This is a genomic window from Pseudarthrobacter sp. lyk4-40-TYG-27, from assembly GCF_030209295.1.
GTDB lineage: Bacteria > Actinomycetota > Actinomycetes > Actinomycetales > Micrococcaceae > Arthrobacter.
In genome coordinates this window covers 311,446-328,237 of record NZ_JARVSH010000003.1, presented here as the reverse complement: position 1 = coordinate 328,237, position 16,792 = coordinate 311,446, and the positions used below count along the sequence as shown (strand labels likewise).

The 16,792-nt window shown below is 64.7% G+C and carries 14 protein-coding genes; 11 read left to right on the top strand and 3 right to left on the bottom strand.

The features are described 5' to 3' along the window. Nucleotides 1–120 precede the first annotated feature (120 nt). The gene (locus QRM96_RS06005) at nt 121–783 is read left to right on the top strand and encodes a GntR family transcriptional regulator (RefSeq protein WP_285318839.1); all 663 of its coding nucleotides are present in this window, start codon (nt 121–123) and stop codon (nt 781–783) included. 158 nt (nt 784–941) lie between these two features. Next, nucleotides 942–3,020 (top strand): putative bifunctional diguanylate cyclase/phosphodiesterase, encoded by a 2,079-nt coding sequence (locus tag QRM96_RS06000; protein ID WP_165837968.1) that lies wholly within the window; start codon nt 942–944, stop codon nt 3,018–3,020. 172 nt (nt 3,021–3,192) lie between these two features. On the opposite strand, the gene QRM96_RS05995 is transcribed toward QRM96_RS06000, so the two are convergent. Both QRM96_RS05995 and QRM96_RS05990 read right to left on the bottom strand, forming a co-directional pair. Then, complete coding sequence (locus QRM96_RS05995) at nt 3,193–4,737, bottom strand: chaplin family protein (protein ID WP_285318837.1); 1,545 nt, start codon at nt 4,735–4,737, stop codon at nt 3,193–3,195. A gap of 90 nt (nt 4,738–4,827) precedes the next feature. Continuing rightward, a complete protein-coding gene (locus QRM96_RS05990) occupies nt 4,828–5,856 on the bottom strand; it encodes a hypothetical protein (RefSeq protein WP_285318836.1) in 1,029 nt (342 codons plus the stop codon). 179 nt (nt 5,857–6,035) lie between these two features. On the opposite strand from QRM96_RS05990, the gene QRM96_RS05985 reads away from it, so the two are divergent. After that, nucleotides 6,036–6,824 (top strand): alpha/beta hydrolase, encoded by a 789-nt coding sequence (locus QRM96_RS05985; RefSeq protein ID WP_285318834.1) that lies wholly within the window; start codon nt 6,036–6,038, stop codon nt 6,822–6,824. Nucleotides 6,825–6,866: 42 nt separating this feature from the next. Further along, nucleotides 6,867–7,802, top strand: coding sequence for a carbohydrate kinase family protein (locus QRM96_RS05980; protein WP_285318833.1), 936 nt, complete (start codon nt 6,867–6,869; stop codon nt 7,800–7,802). A gap of 2 nt (nt 7,803–7,804) precedes the next feature. Here QRM96_RS05980 and QRM96_RS05975 read toward each other — a convergent pair whose 3' ends face one another. Beyond that, a complete protein-coding gene (locus QRM96_RS05975; RefSeq protein WP_285318831.1) occupies nt 7,805–8,674 on the bottom strand; it encodes a ThuA domain-containing protein in 870 nt (289 codons plus the stop codon). Between the two features lie 118 nt (nt 8,675–8,792). Here QRM96_RS05975 and QRM96_RS05970 point away from each other — a divergent pair, with 118 nt between their 5' ends. From QRM96_RS05970 to QRM96_RS05940, 7 genes are all read left to right on the top strand, one after another. Beyond that, entirely contained in the window at nt 8,793–10,085 is a 1,293-nt protein-coding gene (locus tag QRM96_RS05970; protein WP_285318829.1) for a C-glycoside deglycosidase beta subunit domain-containing protein, read from the top strand. Nucleotides 10,086–10,115: 30 nt separating this feature from the next. Further along, the gene (locus QRM96_RS05965) at nt 10,116–11,588 is read left to right on the top strand and encodes a C-glycoside deglycosidase beta subunit domain-containing protein (protein ID WP_109044143.1); all 1,473 of its coding nucleotides are present in this window, start codon (nt 10,116–10,118) and stop codon (nt 11,586–11,588) included. Nucleotides 11,589–11,758: 170 nt separating this feature from the next. Then, a complete protein-coding gene (locus QRM96_RS05960) occupies nt 11,759–11,986 on the top strand; it encodes a DUF2188 domain-containing protein (protein WP_109044142.1) in 228 nt (75 codons plus the stop codon). A 205-nt stretch (nt 11,987–12,191) separates the two neighbouring features. Next, nucleotides 12,192–13,406 carry a sensor histidine kinase gene (locus tag QRM96_RS05955; protein ID WP_285318827.1) on the top strand — a complete coding sequence of 405 codons (1,215 nt, stop codon included), beginning with the start codon at nt 12,192–12,194 and terminating at the stop codon, nt 13,404–13,406. A 230-nt stretch (nt 13,407–13,636) separates the two neighbouring features. Further along, entirely contained in the window at nt 13,637–14,935 is a 1,299-nt protein-coding gene (locus QRM96_RS05950; RefSeq protein WP_109044140.1) for an ABC transporter substrate-binding protein, read from the top strand. 54 nt (nt 14,936–14,989) lie between these two features. Continuing rightward, nucleotides 14,990–15,949: a carbohydrate ABC transporter permease gene (locus tag QRM96_RS05945; protein ID WP_285318825.1), complete on the top strand. Its 960-nt coding sequence runs from the start codon at nt 14,990–14,992 to the stop codon at nt 15,947–15,949. 3 nt (nt 15,950–15,952) lie between these two features. Further along, nucleotides 15,953–16,789, top strand: a complete 837-nt coding sequence (locus tag QRM96_RS05940; RefSeq protein WP_285318823.1) for a carbohydrate ABC transporter permease — start codon at nt 15,953–15,955, stop codon at nt 16,787–16,789. Nucleotides 16,790–16,792 lie beyond the last annotated feature (3 nt).

Below are 16,792 nucleotides of genomic sequence, written 5' to 3'. Positions count from 1 at the left end.
ATACATTTATGTTGACGGTCCGCTTTGCCGTGGATGTCCCTGGAAGGAGGGGCAAGTAGGCTGGTACAAAGTTGTTGACAATATTGCTTGCCTTGGACAGGCGCACGGAGGTGGCGAAGCATGGAAACCCTGGGAGGTACCACGGCCCGGCCGTCCCTAACGGTTGCCGAACTGGTGGATATGCTGAGGTCTGCCATCGTGGGCGGAGACCTGGTGCCAAACCAGCGCTTAGTGGAGGCGGACCTGGCCGCCGAATATGGAGCCAGCCGGGGAAACATTCGGGCGGCGTTGGCAGAACTGACGGTCGAAGGCTTGGTGGAGCGGGTCCAGAACCGCGGCGCCCGCGTGCGCGCTGTTTCCGTGGAAGAGGCGGTTGAGATCACCGAGGTCCGTGCCGCCCTCGAGGCGCTCTGCGCACGGAAGGCGGCCGAACGGATCACGGACGATGAAGCCGTCGAGCTTCAGGAGCTTGCCGGGCGGATGAAGGACGCCGTGGCACGCGGCGACCGGGACTCCTATTCGGAGTGCAACCAGATCCTGCATGCCAGGGTCATCGACATCAGCGCACAGCAAACGGCCGCAGCTACCATCCACCGGCTCCGCGGCCAGGCCGTTCGCTTCCAGTTCCGGCTCGCCCGGCAGCCTGGCCGGCCGGCAGTTTCGCTGCCCCAGCACCTCGCGATCATCGATGCCGTCTGCGCGCACAATCCGGATGCGGCCGCTGATGCGATGCGGGTGCACTTGGAAAGCGTCGCTGACGTCATCCGCTCAACGCACACCTAGGACGCGCCACCCCGCACAACGTGCGGTCCCGCCACGAGTGCTGAGGACCCGGCACACATGGTTACCCGGGAGTAAGTTACCTTGGACAGCAACTGATTCGAGGATGTGAGGGGTTTATGGACAGTCACGCGGCAGCTGTTCGGCCAGCCTTTTCGGCCATGAAGGTACTTGAGCTGGCGCGGTGCGCGATTCTCGTCCTGAGGCGGGAAGACGGGATTATCGTCTCGGCAAATCCGTCCGCGGAAAAACTGTTCGGGCGCGGCCCGGGAGAGCTTGACGAAGTACCTGTCACGTCCCTGCTTCCTGAGTGGAAGATGCAAACAACCACGGGTGTCGCCGGGGCCGCAAATGAACCCGCAGGCGACCCCGACGTTTTCCATACGCGTGGACAGTGGGTAGGGGGCCACAGCTTTACGGTTGAAGTCGGCTTCGGCGGATCGAGCCGGGACCCGTACGTGGTGCTCACCATTCGTGAGCTGCGGGACCATGAGGGTGGAACGGCAGAGCTGCAGAATCTCGTCTCGCTGCTAAACGCGACGCTTGAGTCTACTGCTGACGGGCTCTTGGTCGTTGGAGTGGATGGCCGGATCACCGGCATCAACGCAAATTTTGCGTCTATGTGGAGGATTCCGCGCACCATGTTGGCGACCCACGACGATCAAGCAGTGATTGATCTGGTGGTAGAACAGCTGGAGGAACCGGACGCCTTCCTGGCCAAGGTCCGGGAGCTTTATGACCAGCCGCAGGCCGAGAGCCTGGATGTTTTGGAGTTCAAGGACGGCAGGGTTTTCGAGCGTTTTTCCCGCCCCCAGATGATTGGGGATCGAATCGTCGGGAGGGTATGGAGCTTCCGGGACGTTACTGCGAAGCGGCAGGCTGAGGTCAAGGCCGATCAAGCCATGCGCGACCTTGCCAAAAGGGCAGATGACCTGCGGAGGCTCGCGTTTACCGATCCGCTGACTGGCTTGGGGAACCGGGCGCTGTTCAATGAGGAATTGCGAAGGGCATGCAGCTCCGGCGGTCCGCAGCATGCGGCGTTGCTGCTGTTGGACCTGGATGATTTCAAAGAGGTCAACGATGTCTATGGGCACCAGTCCGGAGACCGGATGCTCATCGAGCTCGCCCGACGTATCCGTGGCGTTATCCGTAACGACGACATTGTCGCCAGGATAGGGGGCGACGAGTTTGTCGTGATCATCCCAGACGGCTGCGACGCGGACAGTATCGCGGAGAGGCTCGTAGATCTGTCCCGTCGACCCATAGATGTGGGGGGTGTCCAGATCACGCCGAGCCTGAGTATCGGGATAGCACGGTCCGGTACTGACTGTCCTGGCCGGGATAGCGGCGAGGACCTCTTGCGGCGGGCCGATATCGCCATGTATGCGGCAAAAGCCGCGGGCAAGAGCCGTTTCGTGAGTTTCCAGCCAGAAATGATGAGCAAGCTCATCGAGCGCGCTGCACTGCAGGAGAACCTCCGAAAAGCACTTGCCACGGGCGCCGTTGTCCCCTTTTATCAGGTGGTGGTGGCGCGCAGCGGGGAAGTGGTCCAGCTGGAGGCGCTGGCCCGGTGGCAGCATGAGGGCAAGCTGCGATTGCCCTCCGACTTCATCTCCCATGCCGAAAGCACGGGCCTCATCCGGGACCTCGGTGCGGCGATGCTGACCAAGGCCTGCACGGACATGTCCGGATGGCTGGCGGAAGATGCCGGGCGCAGCATTGCAATCAACGTTTCGGGGCTGGAAATCCGTGACACGGAGTATGCGGGATCGGTGCTGCGGATTTTGCAGACCGCCGGGGTTGATCCGGGACAACTGGTTCTTGAGGTCACCGAGAGTGTGTTTCTCGGTGAGGAGACCGAAGTCATCACGCAGTTGGCGGAGCTTCGCCGCCGGGGCGTTAGGATTTCCGTGGACGATTTTGGTACGGGTTATTCATCCTTTGGCCGTCTGCACGAGCTGCCTGTGGACGCCGTTAAGCTGGACAAGTCCTTTACCCGGCTCATCACCGGCGGTGCCTACCACTCGCCAATCATGGTCTCCATGGTGGACATGGCGCACAACCTTGGCATGGCGGTTACCGCCGAAGGGATCGAAACCAACGAGCAGGCCGATTACCTGAATCGAATTGGGTGCGACTACCGGCAAGGGTATCTCTACGGCCGCCCCCAGGCACTCCGTGATGTCCAGGCGGCCCTTCCATACCTGACCAAGAAGGGCCGCAGGCGTCCGCCTGGCTAACGGCTCCGGGGGACCGGACCGGGTCGTGCAGCGGCGCCGAGCGGTTCGTTGTCCCGACCGCCCGGCGCCACAGCTGTAACCATTCATCCTTCCCGGCCGGATTGGGTCCACTGTAATTCCTGGACTCCCGGCGTCTTCTCAGGTGCGTAGACGATTCACGCCATGACCGGGATTAGACCCTTTTCCGACGCAGGACCAGGGTGAGGAGACCGCCGAAGGCCAGGAACAGCAGGCCCACCAGCAACAAGCCGGTGTTCACCCCCGTGTTGGCCAGGACCGTCGGGGCTGCAGCATAGTTGGCCTGCATCGGAGCCGCTGCGGCGCGGATGTCAGCAGCGCCGGCCCCCGGCTGGGCCGCCGGAACCTCGGTGGACGGAGTGGTGACTGTCGGGGTGGTGATGGTCGGCGGGGTAACTACCGGAGGGTTCACGACCGGAGGAGTAACCACCGGGGGGTTCACCACCGGCGGGGTCACAACTGGCGGCGTGACAACCGGGGGGTTCACTACTGTGGCCGTTGAATTACCGATCACGCCCACAGAGGTGGCGCCAAGGGAGACCGGAAGAGTGATCGGGGCCGCCACTTGCGTTCCGGAGAGGACCCCGTCGGTTCCGCCGGTGGTAATGGGTCCAGCGGGTGCCGTCGTGGTGCCCGCGGTGCTGGAGCCCTCAACACTGGCGACGGAATCCCCGACCAGGCCCACGGACGTGGCCCCGAGGTTGATCGGCGCTGTTACAGGCGCCACTACCTGGGTTCCGGATGCGATGCTGTCACTACCGGTGGTGGTCGCCGCGGGCGCCGGGACTGCCGGTGCCGTGCCCGAAGTGGCGGGGTTCTGGGTGCTTGCAGCTGAATCACCGACGAGGCCCACGGACGTGGCCCCGAGGTTGATCGGTGCAGTTACAGGCGCCACTACCTGGGTTCCGGACGCGATGCCGTCGCCGCCGGTGGTGGTCGCCGCGGGCGCCGGGGCTGCCGGTGCCGTGCCCGAAGTGGCGGGGTCCTGGGTGCTTGCTGCCGAGTCGCCAACAGCGCCCACCGAGGTTGCCCCCAGCGTGATGGGAACGGTGATCGGCGCCACTACCTGGGTTCCGGACGCGATGCTGTCACTACCAGTGGTGGTCGCCGCTGGAGCGGGGGCTGCCGGTGCCGTGCCCGAAGTGGCGGGGTCCTGGGTGCTTGCTGCCGAGTCGCCAACAGCGCCCACCGAGGTTGCCCCCAGCGTGATGGGAACGGTGATCGGCGCCACTACCTGGGTTCCGGACGCGATGCTGTCACTACCAGTGGTGGTCGCCGCTGGAGCGGGGGCTGCCGGTGCCGTGCCCGAAGTGGCGGGGTTCTGGGTGCTTGCTGCCGAGTCGCCAACAGCGCCCACCGAGGTTGCCCCCAGGGTGATGGGAACGGTGATCGGCGCCACTACCTGGGTTCCGGATGCGATCCCGTCGCCGCCGTTAGTGGATGCGGCGGGTGCCGGAGCGGGTGCTGCCGGTGCTCCGGCATTCTGTGTGCTCGCTGCGGAGTCGCCAACAAGTCCCAGCGAAGTGGCTCCGAGGTTGACCGGGATGTTGATCGGGGCCACCACCTGAGTGCCTGAAAGTAGCCCGTCATTTCCCGAGGTTGTGGTGTCTGCTGCGTTGGCGGCGACACCGCCGAAGGCCAGCAGTCCGCCGGCAAATGCGGTGCCGAGCAGGCACCTGCGAATGTTGCGATGCATCATTTTAAGTTCTCCTGAAAAGTTGAATAGGGCATACTTCTTGGGCCCGGAAATGGCTCAGTTTCCGCACGTGAGTGCGCGGAGGGGCCTCAACTAATCAGGGGAAGATCCGGGGTCGAAGGACACCGGTGCCGGGGCTGCGAGCAGACGGCCCTCGATGGCGGCGGTACCCGCCGCAGGAACGTAGAAATGGTGGGCGTTGAGCCATGCGGGGACGGCCGGGCCGTTGCCCCCGGAGGAGCTGCTTCCGCCGGTAGTGGCACCCGGCACGCCCGGCAGGGAATCAGAAGGTTCATGGATTGGTGCGTGGTCCGGGCCGGCTTCGGCAAGTGCCGGGGCGTTTGCCACCGAATTCATTCGGGTGTCACAGGCCTGGCCGGTTCCGGGCAGGGCGTCTCCGAGAATCATCGCGGCTCGACCCGGCGCGGTGCCGGCGGCATCGGCGTTTGCGACCGTGACAGACGCATCCGCTTCGTGGCCTGCCTGCGGAAGGCCGGTCACGGAAGGAGCGGGGGTCGACGCCGGATCAGAGGTGAGAGTGTCGATGGCGTCGGTGACCACGGGGGGAACCGGGCCGGAGTCAGCCGGGTTAACGCCGGGAAGGGGAACGGCGTCGGTGACAGGTTCCACAACAGGCTCAAGGGGCTCAAGAACAGCGCCGGCAATTGGGGCCACGGTTTCCACCGCACGGTCCAGCACGGTACCGACAGTGCCGGCAACCGGGTCCACCACCGTGCCCACCGTTCCGGCAGGCACTACGCGGTTGACGACGGGAACGGACTGCACCACCTGGTCGGCAAGTCCGGTGACGTCTTTCACCGCCGGGCCCAGGGATGGCGCGGGGATCAACGCCGGAACACTCGCGACAGGCGCATTGTCCGGACCGCCCTTGAGGGTGGCCTCCACCGGTTCCAAGGCACCTTTGGCTTGATGCGCAACGGCGGTGGTGACGGAGCGAAGGGATGATCCGACCGATCCGAGCATGGAATGCCGGGAGTCCGAATCGTCCGCACCGGTATCAGCAGAAGCGCCTCCGGCGGACAACGCTACCCAGGCGGCAGTAGCGGCGAGGGCAAGCAGGAGGGGGCGGAGAAAAGCCCACGGATTATGATGTGACTTCACTCAGAACGCCTCCCCCCAGAGATTGCTCTTACAAGCAGCACCAAGCATAGGCACAGGTCTTAGGCCAAGTCCAGCAAATAGAAAAACTAAGCAAGAGGGAACTTTCGCTTATGCCGGATCGTTTGCAGCTGTCGCCGGCGCGGCTTCCGCCCACGCCCGGTCCCTGTAGTCTCTGGCGCATGGTGCAGCGGCTGAAGTACTCCTATGGCGCGGACCCCGGCCAATGGGGTGAGCTTTTCCTGCCAGACCTTCCCGCGGCCGGGCAGGGCCGGGGGGTAGTGGTGGTGATCCATGGCGGCTACTGGCGCTCAACGTACGGGGCGGAGCTTGGGGAGCCGCTTGCCTTGGATCTCGCCGAACATGGGATGGTTGCCTGGAACCTGGAGTACCGCCGCGCCGGCAACGGCGGGGGCTGGCCAGCCACCTTCCAGGATGTCCTGGCCGGGATCGACAAACTCGCCGACCTGGCGGGGCGGCACTCGCTTGACCTCGGCAAAGTGGTGGCCCTGGGCCATTCTGCCGGCGGGCATCTTGCCGTCTGGGCCGCGGGCCGCAGGCGCCTGGCCGGGCTGGGGCCGGGCGCGGAGCCCGCGGACACCGGCGGCGTCCGCCTCGCGGGGGTTGTCAGTCAATCGGGCGTCCTGAACGTGGCCGAGGCCGAACGCCTGAACCTCAGCAACGGCGCGGTGGCCAACCTGCTTGGCGGTCCGTCGTCGGAATTTCCTCGACGCTACCGCCGCGCCGACCCCATGGCCGCCCTGCCGCTGGATGTCCCGGTCTATGCGGTGCATGCTGAGGCGGATGACGACGTGCCGCTGGCCATGTCTGCGCTGTACGTGGACGCAAGCGGAGCCGGAGGCGTGCCTGCGCAACTGGTCATGGTGCCCGGTGACCACTTCGACCTGATTAATCCCGAGTCCCCGGCGTATGAAGTGTGCCGCGAGCTGGTGGCCCGGCTGCTGGGCTGACATGAACTGCTGACCAGGCCCGCTTTCTGGCAGAGTATGACCATGCTCACAGTTATTGGCGAAGGCCTTGTCGACGTCGTCCAGCGTGCCTCGGGAATCGAGGCGCACGTGGGCGGCAGTCCCCTTAATGTCGCGGTCGGCCTGGCCCGGCTGGATCATCCGGTGCAGTTCATCGGCCGCTACGGCCGGGACGCCTACGGCGACTCCGTGGCCGCGCACCTTCGCGCCAGTTCCGTGATGCTGCCGCTGCCTCCGGACGGGTTGCCTACCAGCGTTGCCACCGCGTTGATTGACGACGACGGCGCCGCCACCTATACGTTCGACCTCGCCTGGGAATTGCCCGGCCTTGTGGACCGGCTCGGCTTCATGCTGCAGGGCACCACGCTGCTGCACACCGGCTCCATTGCCACCATGCTGGCGCCGGGCGCCGCCGAGGTGCTGGCCGCCGTCGAGCATGCCCACCCGGCCGCCACCATCAGCTTTGATCCCAACTGCCGTCCCAGCATCATCACCGATGTGGACTACGCGCGCCGGCAGGCGGAGAAGTTCGTCAGCCTGGCGGACGTGGTCAAGGCCTCGGACGAGGACCTGGAATGGCTCTACCCCGGCCAGGATGTGCTGGACTCCGCGCGCGCCTGGCTGGCGCTTGGCGGGGAGGAGGGCCCTGCCCTGGTGGTGGTCACCCGGGGCGCGGACGGGCCCTGGGGTATCTGCCGCGCCGGCGAAACGTCAGTGCCCGCGCCCAAAGTGGAGGTGGCGGACACCGTGGGCGCCGGCGACTCGTTCATGGCCGCGCTCCTCTCCGGCTTGGTTGACCGGGAGTTGGACGGCGCGCAGAACCGCGAGGAACTGCGCGGCCTGCCCGCCGAAGGGCTGGCCGAACTCCTGGCGCACGCTGCCCGCGCGGCTGCCGTTACGGTGTCGCGCCCCGGCGCCAACCCGCCCACCCGAACCGAACTGAACACAGTGGGCGGGTAGCGCTATCCTTCGTGGTTGTAGTACGGCCACGGCAGGAAGCGGCGCTCACCGCGCCGGTCCGGCCCTTCCAGGGTGACTTTCCCCGTCGCGGCCCACTCAACGCCGCGGGGGAACATCCGGATGAACTCAATCCGCCGGAAAGTGTCGATATCGTGCCCGATGGTGATGGTGAAGCTGCGGCCCTCGCCGTAGTTGTTGATCCAGGCCAGCGGCTGCTGCGTGTTAATGCCCGGAAGGCCGCTTGGTCCTTCCGGCGGGATGGCCACGGGATAGTGGGACATCGGCCACATGGGTGCGTGCTCGTAGGATTCCAGGTCGTCGAATACTGAGAGAAGCACTTCTGCTCCTTCGTAGAGGTGGACGCCGGTCAGGATGTCGTCTCCGGTCACTGTCCAGGTCCGGCTGATGCCTTCCGTGATGGGGTGGCGGGGCTCGGCGGTCTGCAGCAAGGCTTCCCCCCACGGGCGCGGGCGGAGTCCGGTGGGCACGCTGAGCTTCGCGCCACGCATGATGTTGTACTCCTCGGGGTAGCCCCAGTCGTCCTCCTGCACGGCAGAGCCATGGAACCAAACGATGCCCTTGCCGTCCTGGTGCACGAACTTCAGCAACGCGGCGTCGGTCTCCGGGCCGAATCCCACCGCCTTGTCGTGGTAGCCGTCGCGGCCCTCGAATACCACCAGGACAACGTCGTACTTGTCGATGATGTTCGACCCCAGCCCCCGAGGGTCCTCCACCACCCTGACCCGGAACCGGCCGGTGTCCTCAAGGACGGTGGTGAGCCATTGGTTGTGCTGGCGGAAGCTGCGGACCTCGTTGTCGTGCTCCCGGGTCATGTGGCCGGAAAGGATGAGGGCATTCAACATCTCGGTCATGGCATCAACGCCTCGATTCTTGAATAGTAGGGAAGTTAGGATGGAAGTCTACATACTTTAGTAGAAAAGAGACATAATGCTGGTATGCTCGTCGGGAACCTAGAGAGAGTGAGCAACGATGCTTCTCGAAAGAGATCTCATCCAGTCGGCCGGCTTCCGTAATGTCACCGAAGGCGGCCGCGTCACGGGCTTCCAGTTCCGGCTCCGGATGCCCTCCTACCGGGGCATGGCCGCGTCCCTCATCGACGGCGTCGCGGTGCGTGTCGGCGGCCTGGTGGATGTTGAACCGCACGTCCCGCTGTGGAGTTTTGGTGGCCGCACGTTCACCCTGCAGCAGCTATGGGACAGCGACGGCGTCCGCTGGCCGCTGGAGGAAGCGGCGGTAGTCACCGTGCCGTTCGACGGCGGCCTGCCGCAGGGAGTGCACGACCTTACGGTCGAACTGCGCCTCCGGATGTCCTACATTCCGGTGGAGCACCAGCCCACCATCCACCGGGTCAGCCGAAAGGTCACGCTGGCCCCCGAAGGCGGCGAGGGTACGTTCCGCTACGGCGTCTCCCTTTACAGCTACATGGGCGACTACGGAACGGTCCTGGACCTGGAAACCGCCCTGGCCCACGTTGCCGATGTCGGCGCCACCGGGGTGGAGATTCTCGGCGAGGCGCATGTCCCCGGCTATCCGGAACCCTCGCCGGCCTGGATCGACACCTGGTTCAACCTGCTGGAAAAGTACTCCCTCGAGCCCACCAACTACGGGTCCTGGATCGACACCCGGCTGCGCCCGGGCCGGTCCATGACCGCTGCGGAAGGGGCGGAAGCGCTCCAGCGCGACCTGAAACTTGCCGGCATGCTGGGCTTCAGCTTTGTCCGGCCCAAGATCGGCGTTATCTCCGGTGACCTTGTACCGGACCCCATCTGGACCGAATCCGTGGAGCGCTCGCTGGACCTGGCGCATGAGTTGGACGTGGTCATCTGCCCCGAGATCCACTCACCAACACCCATTAAACATCCCGTGGTGGATGACTACATTGGCTTGATCGAGCGCACTGGCACCAAGAACTTCGGCCTGCTCATCGATACCGGGATCTTCCAGGACCGCCCCATCCCGCTGCGTGAAGGCGAGACCCGGGAGGCACGCCCCGCCTTCCTGGACGGGATCGGCGTGGACCCCGCAGACCTGAAGGACATAGCACCATACGTGGTGTTCATCCAGGCGAAATTCCACGACATCAACGAACAGTTGGAAGACCAGCAGATTCCGTGGCGCCCGGTGCTTCAAGCCCTCAAGGACTCCGGCTACACCGGCTTCCTCTCCAGCGAGTACGAGGGCGACCGGACTCCGTGGCGGGCCATCGAGCAGGTGCGGCGCCAGCACGCCCTGATCCGGCGCATCACCTCCGACCTCGTCTGACCTATTCCTGCTCCCAGTAAAGAGACACCCATGCCGAACGGACTTCTTGACCAATCCAGCCTCCGGGCCCACCCGGAGGGCCTTGCCCTCTCCCTGACCCTGCCGTGGTACCGGAGCCTCTGGCTCTCCTCGGTCACCAGCCTCGCGCTCACCATCGACGGCGAGGAAATCCCGGCCGGGGACTTGTCCCTGGAACTCGGTGGCATCCGCTACGCACTCCCGGACCTGGCCGCACACAGCGAAACCCTCTGGTACCTCCAGGACCACCCCCTCCTCATCGCCAAAAGGGCCACTGCCGCCACCTTGGGCAGCCGTCATACGGTCCAGCTCATCGGTGAGCTGAGGCTGCCGTACATGCAGATTGCCCCGGGCCCGGATGGCGGTCCGGGCATGTACGTCCCCAACTATGTGAACCAGACGCTGGAATTGAGCGTCACGGACAGGCCGGCACCCGCACCTGCATTGGCGACGGCGGATACACCGCCTCCGCCCGCGGCTGCCGGGGACCCCTTCTCGCTGGGCCTCACGCTCTACTCGGCAAGCGCCGAATTCAGGGCCGGCTGGTACGACTTCGACGGCCTGCTCAACCGCGTTGCAGAGCTGGGAATCGGGCCGGGCATCGAAATTGTGGCATCCCAGGTGCTGCCCTCCTACCCGCGCGTCACAGATGATTTCGCCCGGTCGTGGCACGCTTCCTTCGACAAATACGGCTTCACCGCCAGCTCCTTTGGAGCCAACCTGGACATGGGCCGGCGGCGCGACCGTGACATGACCCCGGATGAGGAGTACGAGTTCACGGAGACTCTTTTCCACGGAGCCAAAAAACTTGGCTTCCCGCTGGTCCGGATCCAGAGCGCCAAACCGGACCTCCTGCGCCGCCTGCTGCCCTTGGCCGAAAAATTGGAACTCCAGCTCGCGTACGAGATCCATGCCCCACTCGGGCCGAACTCGCCGGAAATCATGAAGGTCCGGGACGTGTACGCGGAGTTCGATTCGCCGCTGTTGGGCTTTGTCGCCGATTTTTCCTCGACTATGCACAGCATGTCGCCCACGCTCCTCCGGGCCGTCCGCCGTGCCGGGCTCGATAACGAAGCAGTGGAGAAGCTGCAGGCCATCTGGGCCACCGACGCGCCGATGCGGGCGCGCCAGGAGGAGTTCATTGGATACCTGAAAGGCCGGGCCTTCGATCCTGCCCGGCTTGGCTCCTTCGCCCATCTCGCCTTCAACATGCACGGCCACGTCAGTCCGCGGGAGTGGGCGGACATTATGCCCCAGATCCTGCACGTCCACGCCAAGTTCTACGACATCGACGACGACGGCAACGAGCCCGCAATCGACTATCCGGAGCTGGTGCGCGTCTTCGTCGAAGCCGGCTACCGCGGCTACTGGTCAAGTGAATGGGAGGGGCATGCGTTCGCCGAACTGGGGGAGGTGGACCCCTTGCTGCTGGTGCGCAGGCAGCATGACCTGATTCGGAAGAGCATGCGTTCCGTTCCGGCTTGAAAACTAAGCATGCTTTCTATTACTTTGGTGTCAGCTCCTCCGCCGGCCCCCCAACAGGCGGAGTGGCTGCCGCGAAGGCCCCGTTTTACAACAACATGTACAGCGGGGCTTTTCGTTTTCCGCGCTTGCGCAGCAGGCGTCTTGGAACCAAACAGCAGAGGGAGTGTGCAATGGCTCAGGGCGATATCGAGACGTACTACGAAGACGGCCAGTGGAAGAACAAGCGCGAAGGCGCTGACCGCGCGTTTGGTGCGGGCTACGGCACCAAGGAAGAGGGGGTGGCCGCCGGCCGCGACGCCGCGAAAACAGACAAGGTGGAACACGTCATCAAAAACCAGGACGGCCAGATCGGGGAGAAGTACAGCTACGGCAACGATCCCCGGAACGTCCCGGGCTGATTGGTTCACCTTCCCGGACGCCGCGGCGCCCGGGAAGGCAAGGAGGGCCGGCTCATGGATTTGAGCCGGCCCTCCTGTGTTTTCCCCGTGCGGCGACGCCGGTATGCGATGCTGGACCGGTGGACGATCCTGGCATGGAAGGCTTGGCCACCGCACGCGCGGATGGCCGGTGGTTCGAGCGCGCTAATAACAAGGCGCGCCGGCCATGACGGTGAACGAGATGGTCCGAGACGCAGTCCTTGCCGGAACCGGGCTGCCCATTCCAGGTCCGGACGGACATGTCGAAGTTCCGGCTGCCTCGGAACGCTTGCAGAACCTTGTTGAACTGGCCCGCACGGTCTGTGGCCAGCCGGTGACAGCCATCAACATCATCACCGAAGACCTCCAGTACCAGGCAGCCACCGCGGGCTTGGAACCGTATCTGTGCACCAGGGAAGACTCGATGTGCGCGGTGGGGTTCCTTAGCGGTGAGCCCACCGTCCTCGAGGACGCTTCCCTGGACCCCCGGTACCGCGAAAGCCCCTACGTGGACGGCCGGCGGGGCAGTGTCAGGTTCTATGCCTCCATTCCGCTGGTGACCGACGACGGGTTTGTCCTTGGCACCCTTTGTGCCGGCGCCCGGGAAACCGGCCGGCTCAGCGGCGAACAACTCCGCGGCCTTGAAATCCTCGCCGCCCAAATCGTCGACGTCCTGCAATTGGAACACCGCGCACGCCGCCTGGCTGATGCGCTGGCCGAAGCCGAGCGGAGCAACACCCTCCTGGCGGAGTTTGCCGGCAGGATCAGCCACGACCTCCGCAACCCGCTGACCTCGATCCTCGGATTCGTGGAACTGGGCGAGATGGACGCAGAAGCAGGCGACGACGCCCGGCTTCCGGAGTACCTGGGCATTGTCGGCCGGACCGGGCGGCGCATGCTGGCGATGGTCGAGGACGTCCTGGCCTTCGCCACCATCGGCGGTGACCTGCAGCCCGCCGCGGTTTCCCTGGCGGACCTCGTGGGGGACGTCATCGCGGACCTGGCCACCGCCGTGGAGGAGTCGGGAGCGTCCGTGGACTCGGGGGAGCTGCTGTTTACCGCGGACCCGGTCCAGACCAGGGTTCTCCTGCAAAACCTCATCCACAACGCCCTGGCCTACAGCCGGCCTGGCGTCCCGCCGGTCGTCCACATCACCGGCCACCGTGGCGACGACGGTGCGGTCCTGCGCGTCATCGACAACGGCAAGGGCATCGCCTCCGCCGACCGCGAACGCGTGCTCGATCCGCTGGTGCGCCTTGACCGCCAGGGTGACCCGCCCGGATCCGGCCTGGGCCTGGCAACCTGTGCCCGGATTGCCGCTGCGGCCGGTGGCCGACTTGACCTCGGTCCCGCCCCCGAGACCGGGACCATCGTCACCATTTACCTGGGGCCGGGCAGCTAAGCAGCCGCCACGCGCCCTCCGGGGCGTGGCACCGAAGGGCAGCCCACACAACGCGTGCTGGACCGGCCGCGCCATCACTGCTCTCTATGTGATCCTTCTGCGAACCTTCGTGAAACTTATGTCTGTCATCTGCAATACTTATGTGCTTTTTCTACACATCTCCCGCATACTTGTGAGTGACCGGGGTCACGACCCCGGATTCCTCGACAACGAAGTCTGAAAGGCTGGACATGACACAGCACCGTCGCCCCGCGGGATTGAAGGTGGTCGGCGCCCTCGCCGTTCCCACCATTGCGGCCCTCGCCCTCTCTGGCTGCTCCACCTCCGCCAGCAGCACCTCTTCTTCCGGTGGATCGCAGGAATTTTCCCTCTCCTTCGCCACTTCCAACACCATCGAGAGCCCCTTCCAGACGCTGGCGGAGGACTACATGAAGTCCCACTCGAACGTGAAGATCACGTTCAACCCGCAGCCCAATGATTCTTACGACCAGACCCTGCGGACCCAACTCCAGGCCGGTAACGCCTCGGATGTCGTGGTCACGACGCCGGGTTCCGGGCAGGGACGCAGTATCCTTCCCCTCGCACAGGCAGGCTTCCTGGAGCCGCTGGATGATGCCGCCAAAAAACTGGTTCCCTCCGGCAGCGACGCCCTCTTCGGCGCGGACAGCAAGGTCTACGGCCAAGCCATGGAGATCACTGTCGTAGGCCTGGTGGCCAACGAAACGGCCGCTAAGGCCTCCGGCATCACCGACTTCCCCGCAGACTTCGCCGCCATGGAGAAGCAGTGCAAGAACCTTCAGTCTTCCGGCAAGTCCTTCTTCGCCTTGGCCGGCGCGGCCGCCCCGAACACCGGGCTGATGGCCATGTCCCTTGCTGCCAGCCGGGTCTATGCAGGCGATCCTGACTGGAATGCCAAGCGGACCTCGAACCAGGTAACGTTTGCCGGCTCGGACGGGTGGAAGTCTGCCCTCGACGCCGTGAAGAAGCTCAATGATGCGGGCTGCTTCCAGCAAGGTGCCGCCGGCGCGGGATTTGATGCCATTACCCAAGGCCTTGCCAGCGGAACTTCCGTCGCCGGCTTCATCCCCGCCCCAAGCTGGAAGCAGCTGAAGACCGCAGCAGCCGGTTCGGAATTCGATGTCCGCGCCCTCCCGGCCGAGCAGGCCTCCGACAAGGCCTACACGTTCGCCAGCGCCAACTACGCGTTCTCCATCAATGCCGCCTCCAAGAACAAGGACGCTGCCAAAGCATTCCTCGACTGGGCTGCCGAGCCGGAACAGACCAAGGCCTTTGCCGAGATTGACGGCGCCCTTCCTGTCAGCGGACTGGACAGCTATGACTTCAACGGCAGTGCCTACAAGAACGTAGCCGACCTGATCAAGGGCGGAAAGTATGGGCCCCTGCCCAACAGCCAGTGGCCCAACTCGTCCGTCTACGACGCCCTGGCCACCGGCGTCCAGGGGTTGATCACCGGGCAGAAGACCACTGACCAGGTCCTGCAGGCCATGGATGCCGCCTGGGGACAGTAAGTCTTCCACTCCACTACCGTTCCAACGACTCAACGGGACAAGCAAGGAATTATCATGACTGCGACGATGCAACCCAAGAGCGAAGCAGCAGAAGCACCCCGGCGAGGCAAGCGCGCCCCGGGGACGGGCCGGCCTGCCCGTCCCCGGGGCCGCTCCCTGGAATTTGGACACTGGTGGTGGGCGCTCCCCGGGATCGCCCTCGTTATCGCCATCCACTACGTGGCGACCGGTATCGGCGGGTTCTTCGCCTTTACCAACTGGACGGGAATCGGTTCCTTCAAGATCACCGGTTTGAACAACTTCGAGGCAATCTTCAAGGACCCCACCAAGGTTGGCGCCCTCTCCAACACACTGTTCCTCGCGTTCGGATCGGTACTGCTGGGCAACATCGCCGGGCTGATCATTGCGCTGGGACTCAACCGTGTGGTGAAGACGCGCTACATCCTCCGCACGCTGTTCTTCATGCCGGTGGTCCTCAGCCCCCTCGCCACCGCCTACATCTGGAAGTACATCTTCGATTTCAACGGTCCCATCAACGTCCTGCTGAAGGCGGTGGGCCTCGGTGAACTGGCAAAGCCCTGGCTCGCAGACCCCCAGTGGGCCATCTGGACAGTCCTGGTGGTCCTGGTGTGGTCCTCCACCGGGTTCGCCATGGTGATCTTCATGGCCGGACTCACCGGTGTTGCGGTGGAGGTGGAAGAAGCCGCGGCAATCGACGGCGCCAACTTGTGGCAGCGCTTCCGGAACGTCACCCTGCCGGCCATCCGTCCCGCCGTCGCAATCGCCACCACGCTGGGCATTGTCCAGGGCCTCCGGGTCTTCGACCCCATCATGGCGCTTACCGGCGGCGGCCCGGCAGGGGCCACGGAAACGCTGGCCACCCAGGTGTACAAGCAGGCATTCGCGCTGGGCAACTTCGGCGGCGGCGCTGCCCTGGCCCTGGTGCTCGCCTTCATCATCCTGATCTTCGCCGTGATCCAGCAGCGTCTGACGCGATCGAATCCTGAGGACTAACCCATGTTCCGCTACACGAAATTCACCCTGATCCGCGAAATCGGGCTGTGGGCCCTGGCCCTGATCTTCCTCGCCCCGTTCTACTTCCTGGTGACCACGGCGCTGAAGCCGGACAGCGAAATGTACACCACCTCCGCCCTGGCCCTGCCCGGCAATCCGGACTTTGGCAACTTCGTCAAGGTCCTTACGGCAACCGGCAATTCCAACGTCATGGCCGGACTGGTCAACAGCCTCGTCATCACCACCGGGAGCATCCTCGGGTTGATCGCACTGGGCTCCATTACCGGCTACGTCATTTCCCGCAGCACCCGCAGGTGGAGCAAAGCGGCGTACTACCTCTTCCTGGTAGCCATCATCCTTCCGGGCCAACTCGGCGCGGTACCGCTGTACATGGGCGCCCGCGGACTGGGGCTCACCGGATCGGCCTGGGGCCTGATCATCCTGTATACCGGGATGCTGCTGCCGCTCTCGATCTTCCTGTACTCAAACTTCTTCCGGGGCCTCGGGACGGACTACGAGGAAGCCGCCACGATCGACGGCGCCAGCAAGACCCAAGTCTTCTCCAAGGTGGTGTTTCCCATGATGGCCCCGGCTACCGGAACAGTCACCATCTTCGCCGGACTGATCGTGTGGAACGATTTCTTCACCTCGCTGATCTTCCTCGGCGGATCCGCCAACCAGACGCTCCCGGTAGCCATGTACTACTTCATCGGGTCGCTGGTCTCGAAGTGGAATTCCATCTTCGCGATCGTCATCGTGTCCATGATTCCCATCCTGGCGTTGTTCCTGTTCGCGCAAAAGCGCTTCATCCAGGGCTTCTCCGGCGGACTCAAAGGCTGACCC

Coding starts and splice junctions, on each gene's coding strand:
- QRM96_RS05950 (WP_109044140.1), top strand. CDS start 13,637: ATGACACAGCACCGTCGCCCCGCGGGATTGAAGGTGGTCGGCGCCCTC.
- QRM96_RS05960 (WP_109044142.1), top strand. CDS start 11,759: ATGGCTCAGGGCGATATCGAGACGTACTACGAAGACGGCCAGTGGAAG.
- QRM96_RS06000 (WP_165837968.1), top strand. CDS start 942: ATGAAGGTACTTGAGCTGGCGCGGTGCGCGATTCTCGTCCTGAGGCGG.
- QRM96_RS05940 (WP_285318823.1), top strand. CDS start 15,953: ATGTTCCGCTACACGAAATTCACCCTGATCCGCGAAATCGGGCTGTGG.
- QRM96_RS05965 (WP_109044143.1), top strand. CDS start 10,116: ATGCCGAACGGACTTCTTGACCAATCCAGCCTCCGGGCCCACCCGGAG.
- QRM96_RS05985 (WP_285318834.1), top strand. CDS start 6,036: ATGGTGCAGCGGCTGAAGTACTCCTATGGCGCGGACCCCGGCCAATGG.
- QRM96_RS05945 (WP_285318825.1), top strand. CDS start 14,990: ATGACTGCGACGATGCAACCCAAGAGCGAAGCAGCAGAAGCACCCCGG.
- QRM96_RS05980 (WP_285318833.1), top strand. CDS start 6,867: ATGCTCACAGTTATTGGCGAAGGCCTTGTCGACGTCGTCCAGCGTGCC.
- QRM96_RS05955 (WP_285318827.1), top strand. CDS start 12,192: ATGACGGTGAACGAGATGGTCCGAGACGCAGTCCTTGCCGGAACCGGG.
- QRM96_RS05970 (WP_285318829.1), top strand. CDS start 8,793: ATGCTTCTCGAAAGAGATCTCATCCAGTCGGCCGGCTTCCGTAATGTC.
- QRM96_RS05975 (WP_285318831.1), bottom strand. CDS start 8,674: ATGACCGAGATGTTGAATGCCCTCATCCTTTCCGGCCACATGACCCGG.
- QRM96_RS06005 (WP_285318839.1), top strand. CDS start 121: ATGGAAACCCTGGGAGGTACCACGGCCCGGCCGTCCCTAACGGTTGCC.
- QRM96_RS05995 (WP_285318837.1), bottom strand. CDS start 4,737: ATGATGCATCGCAACATTCGCAGGTGCCTGCTCGGCACCGCATTTGCC.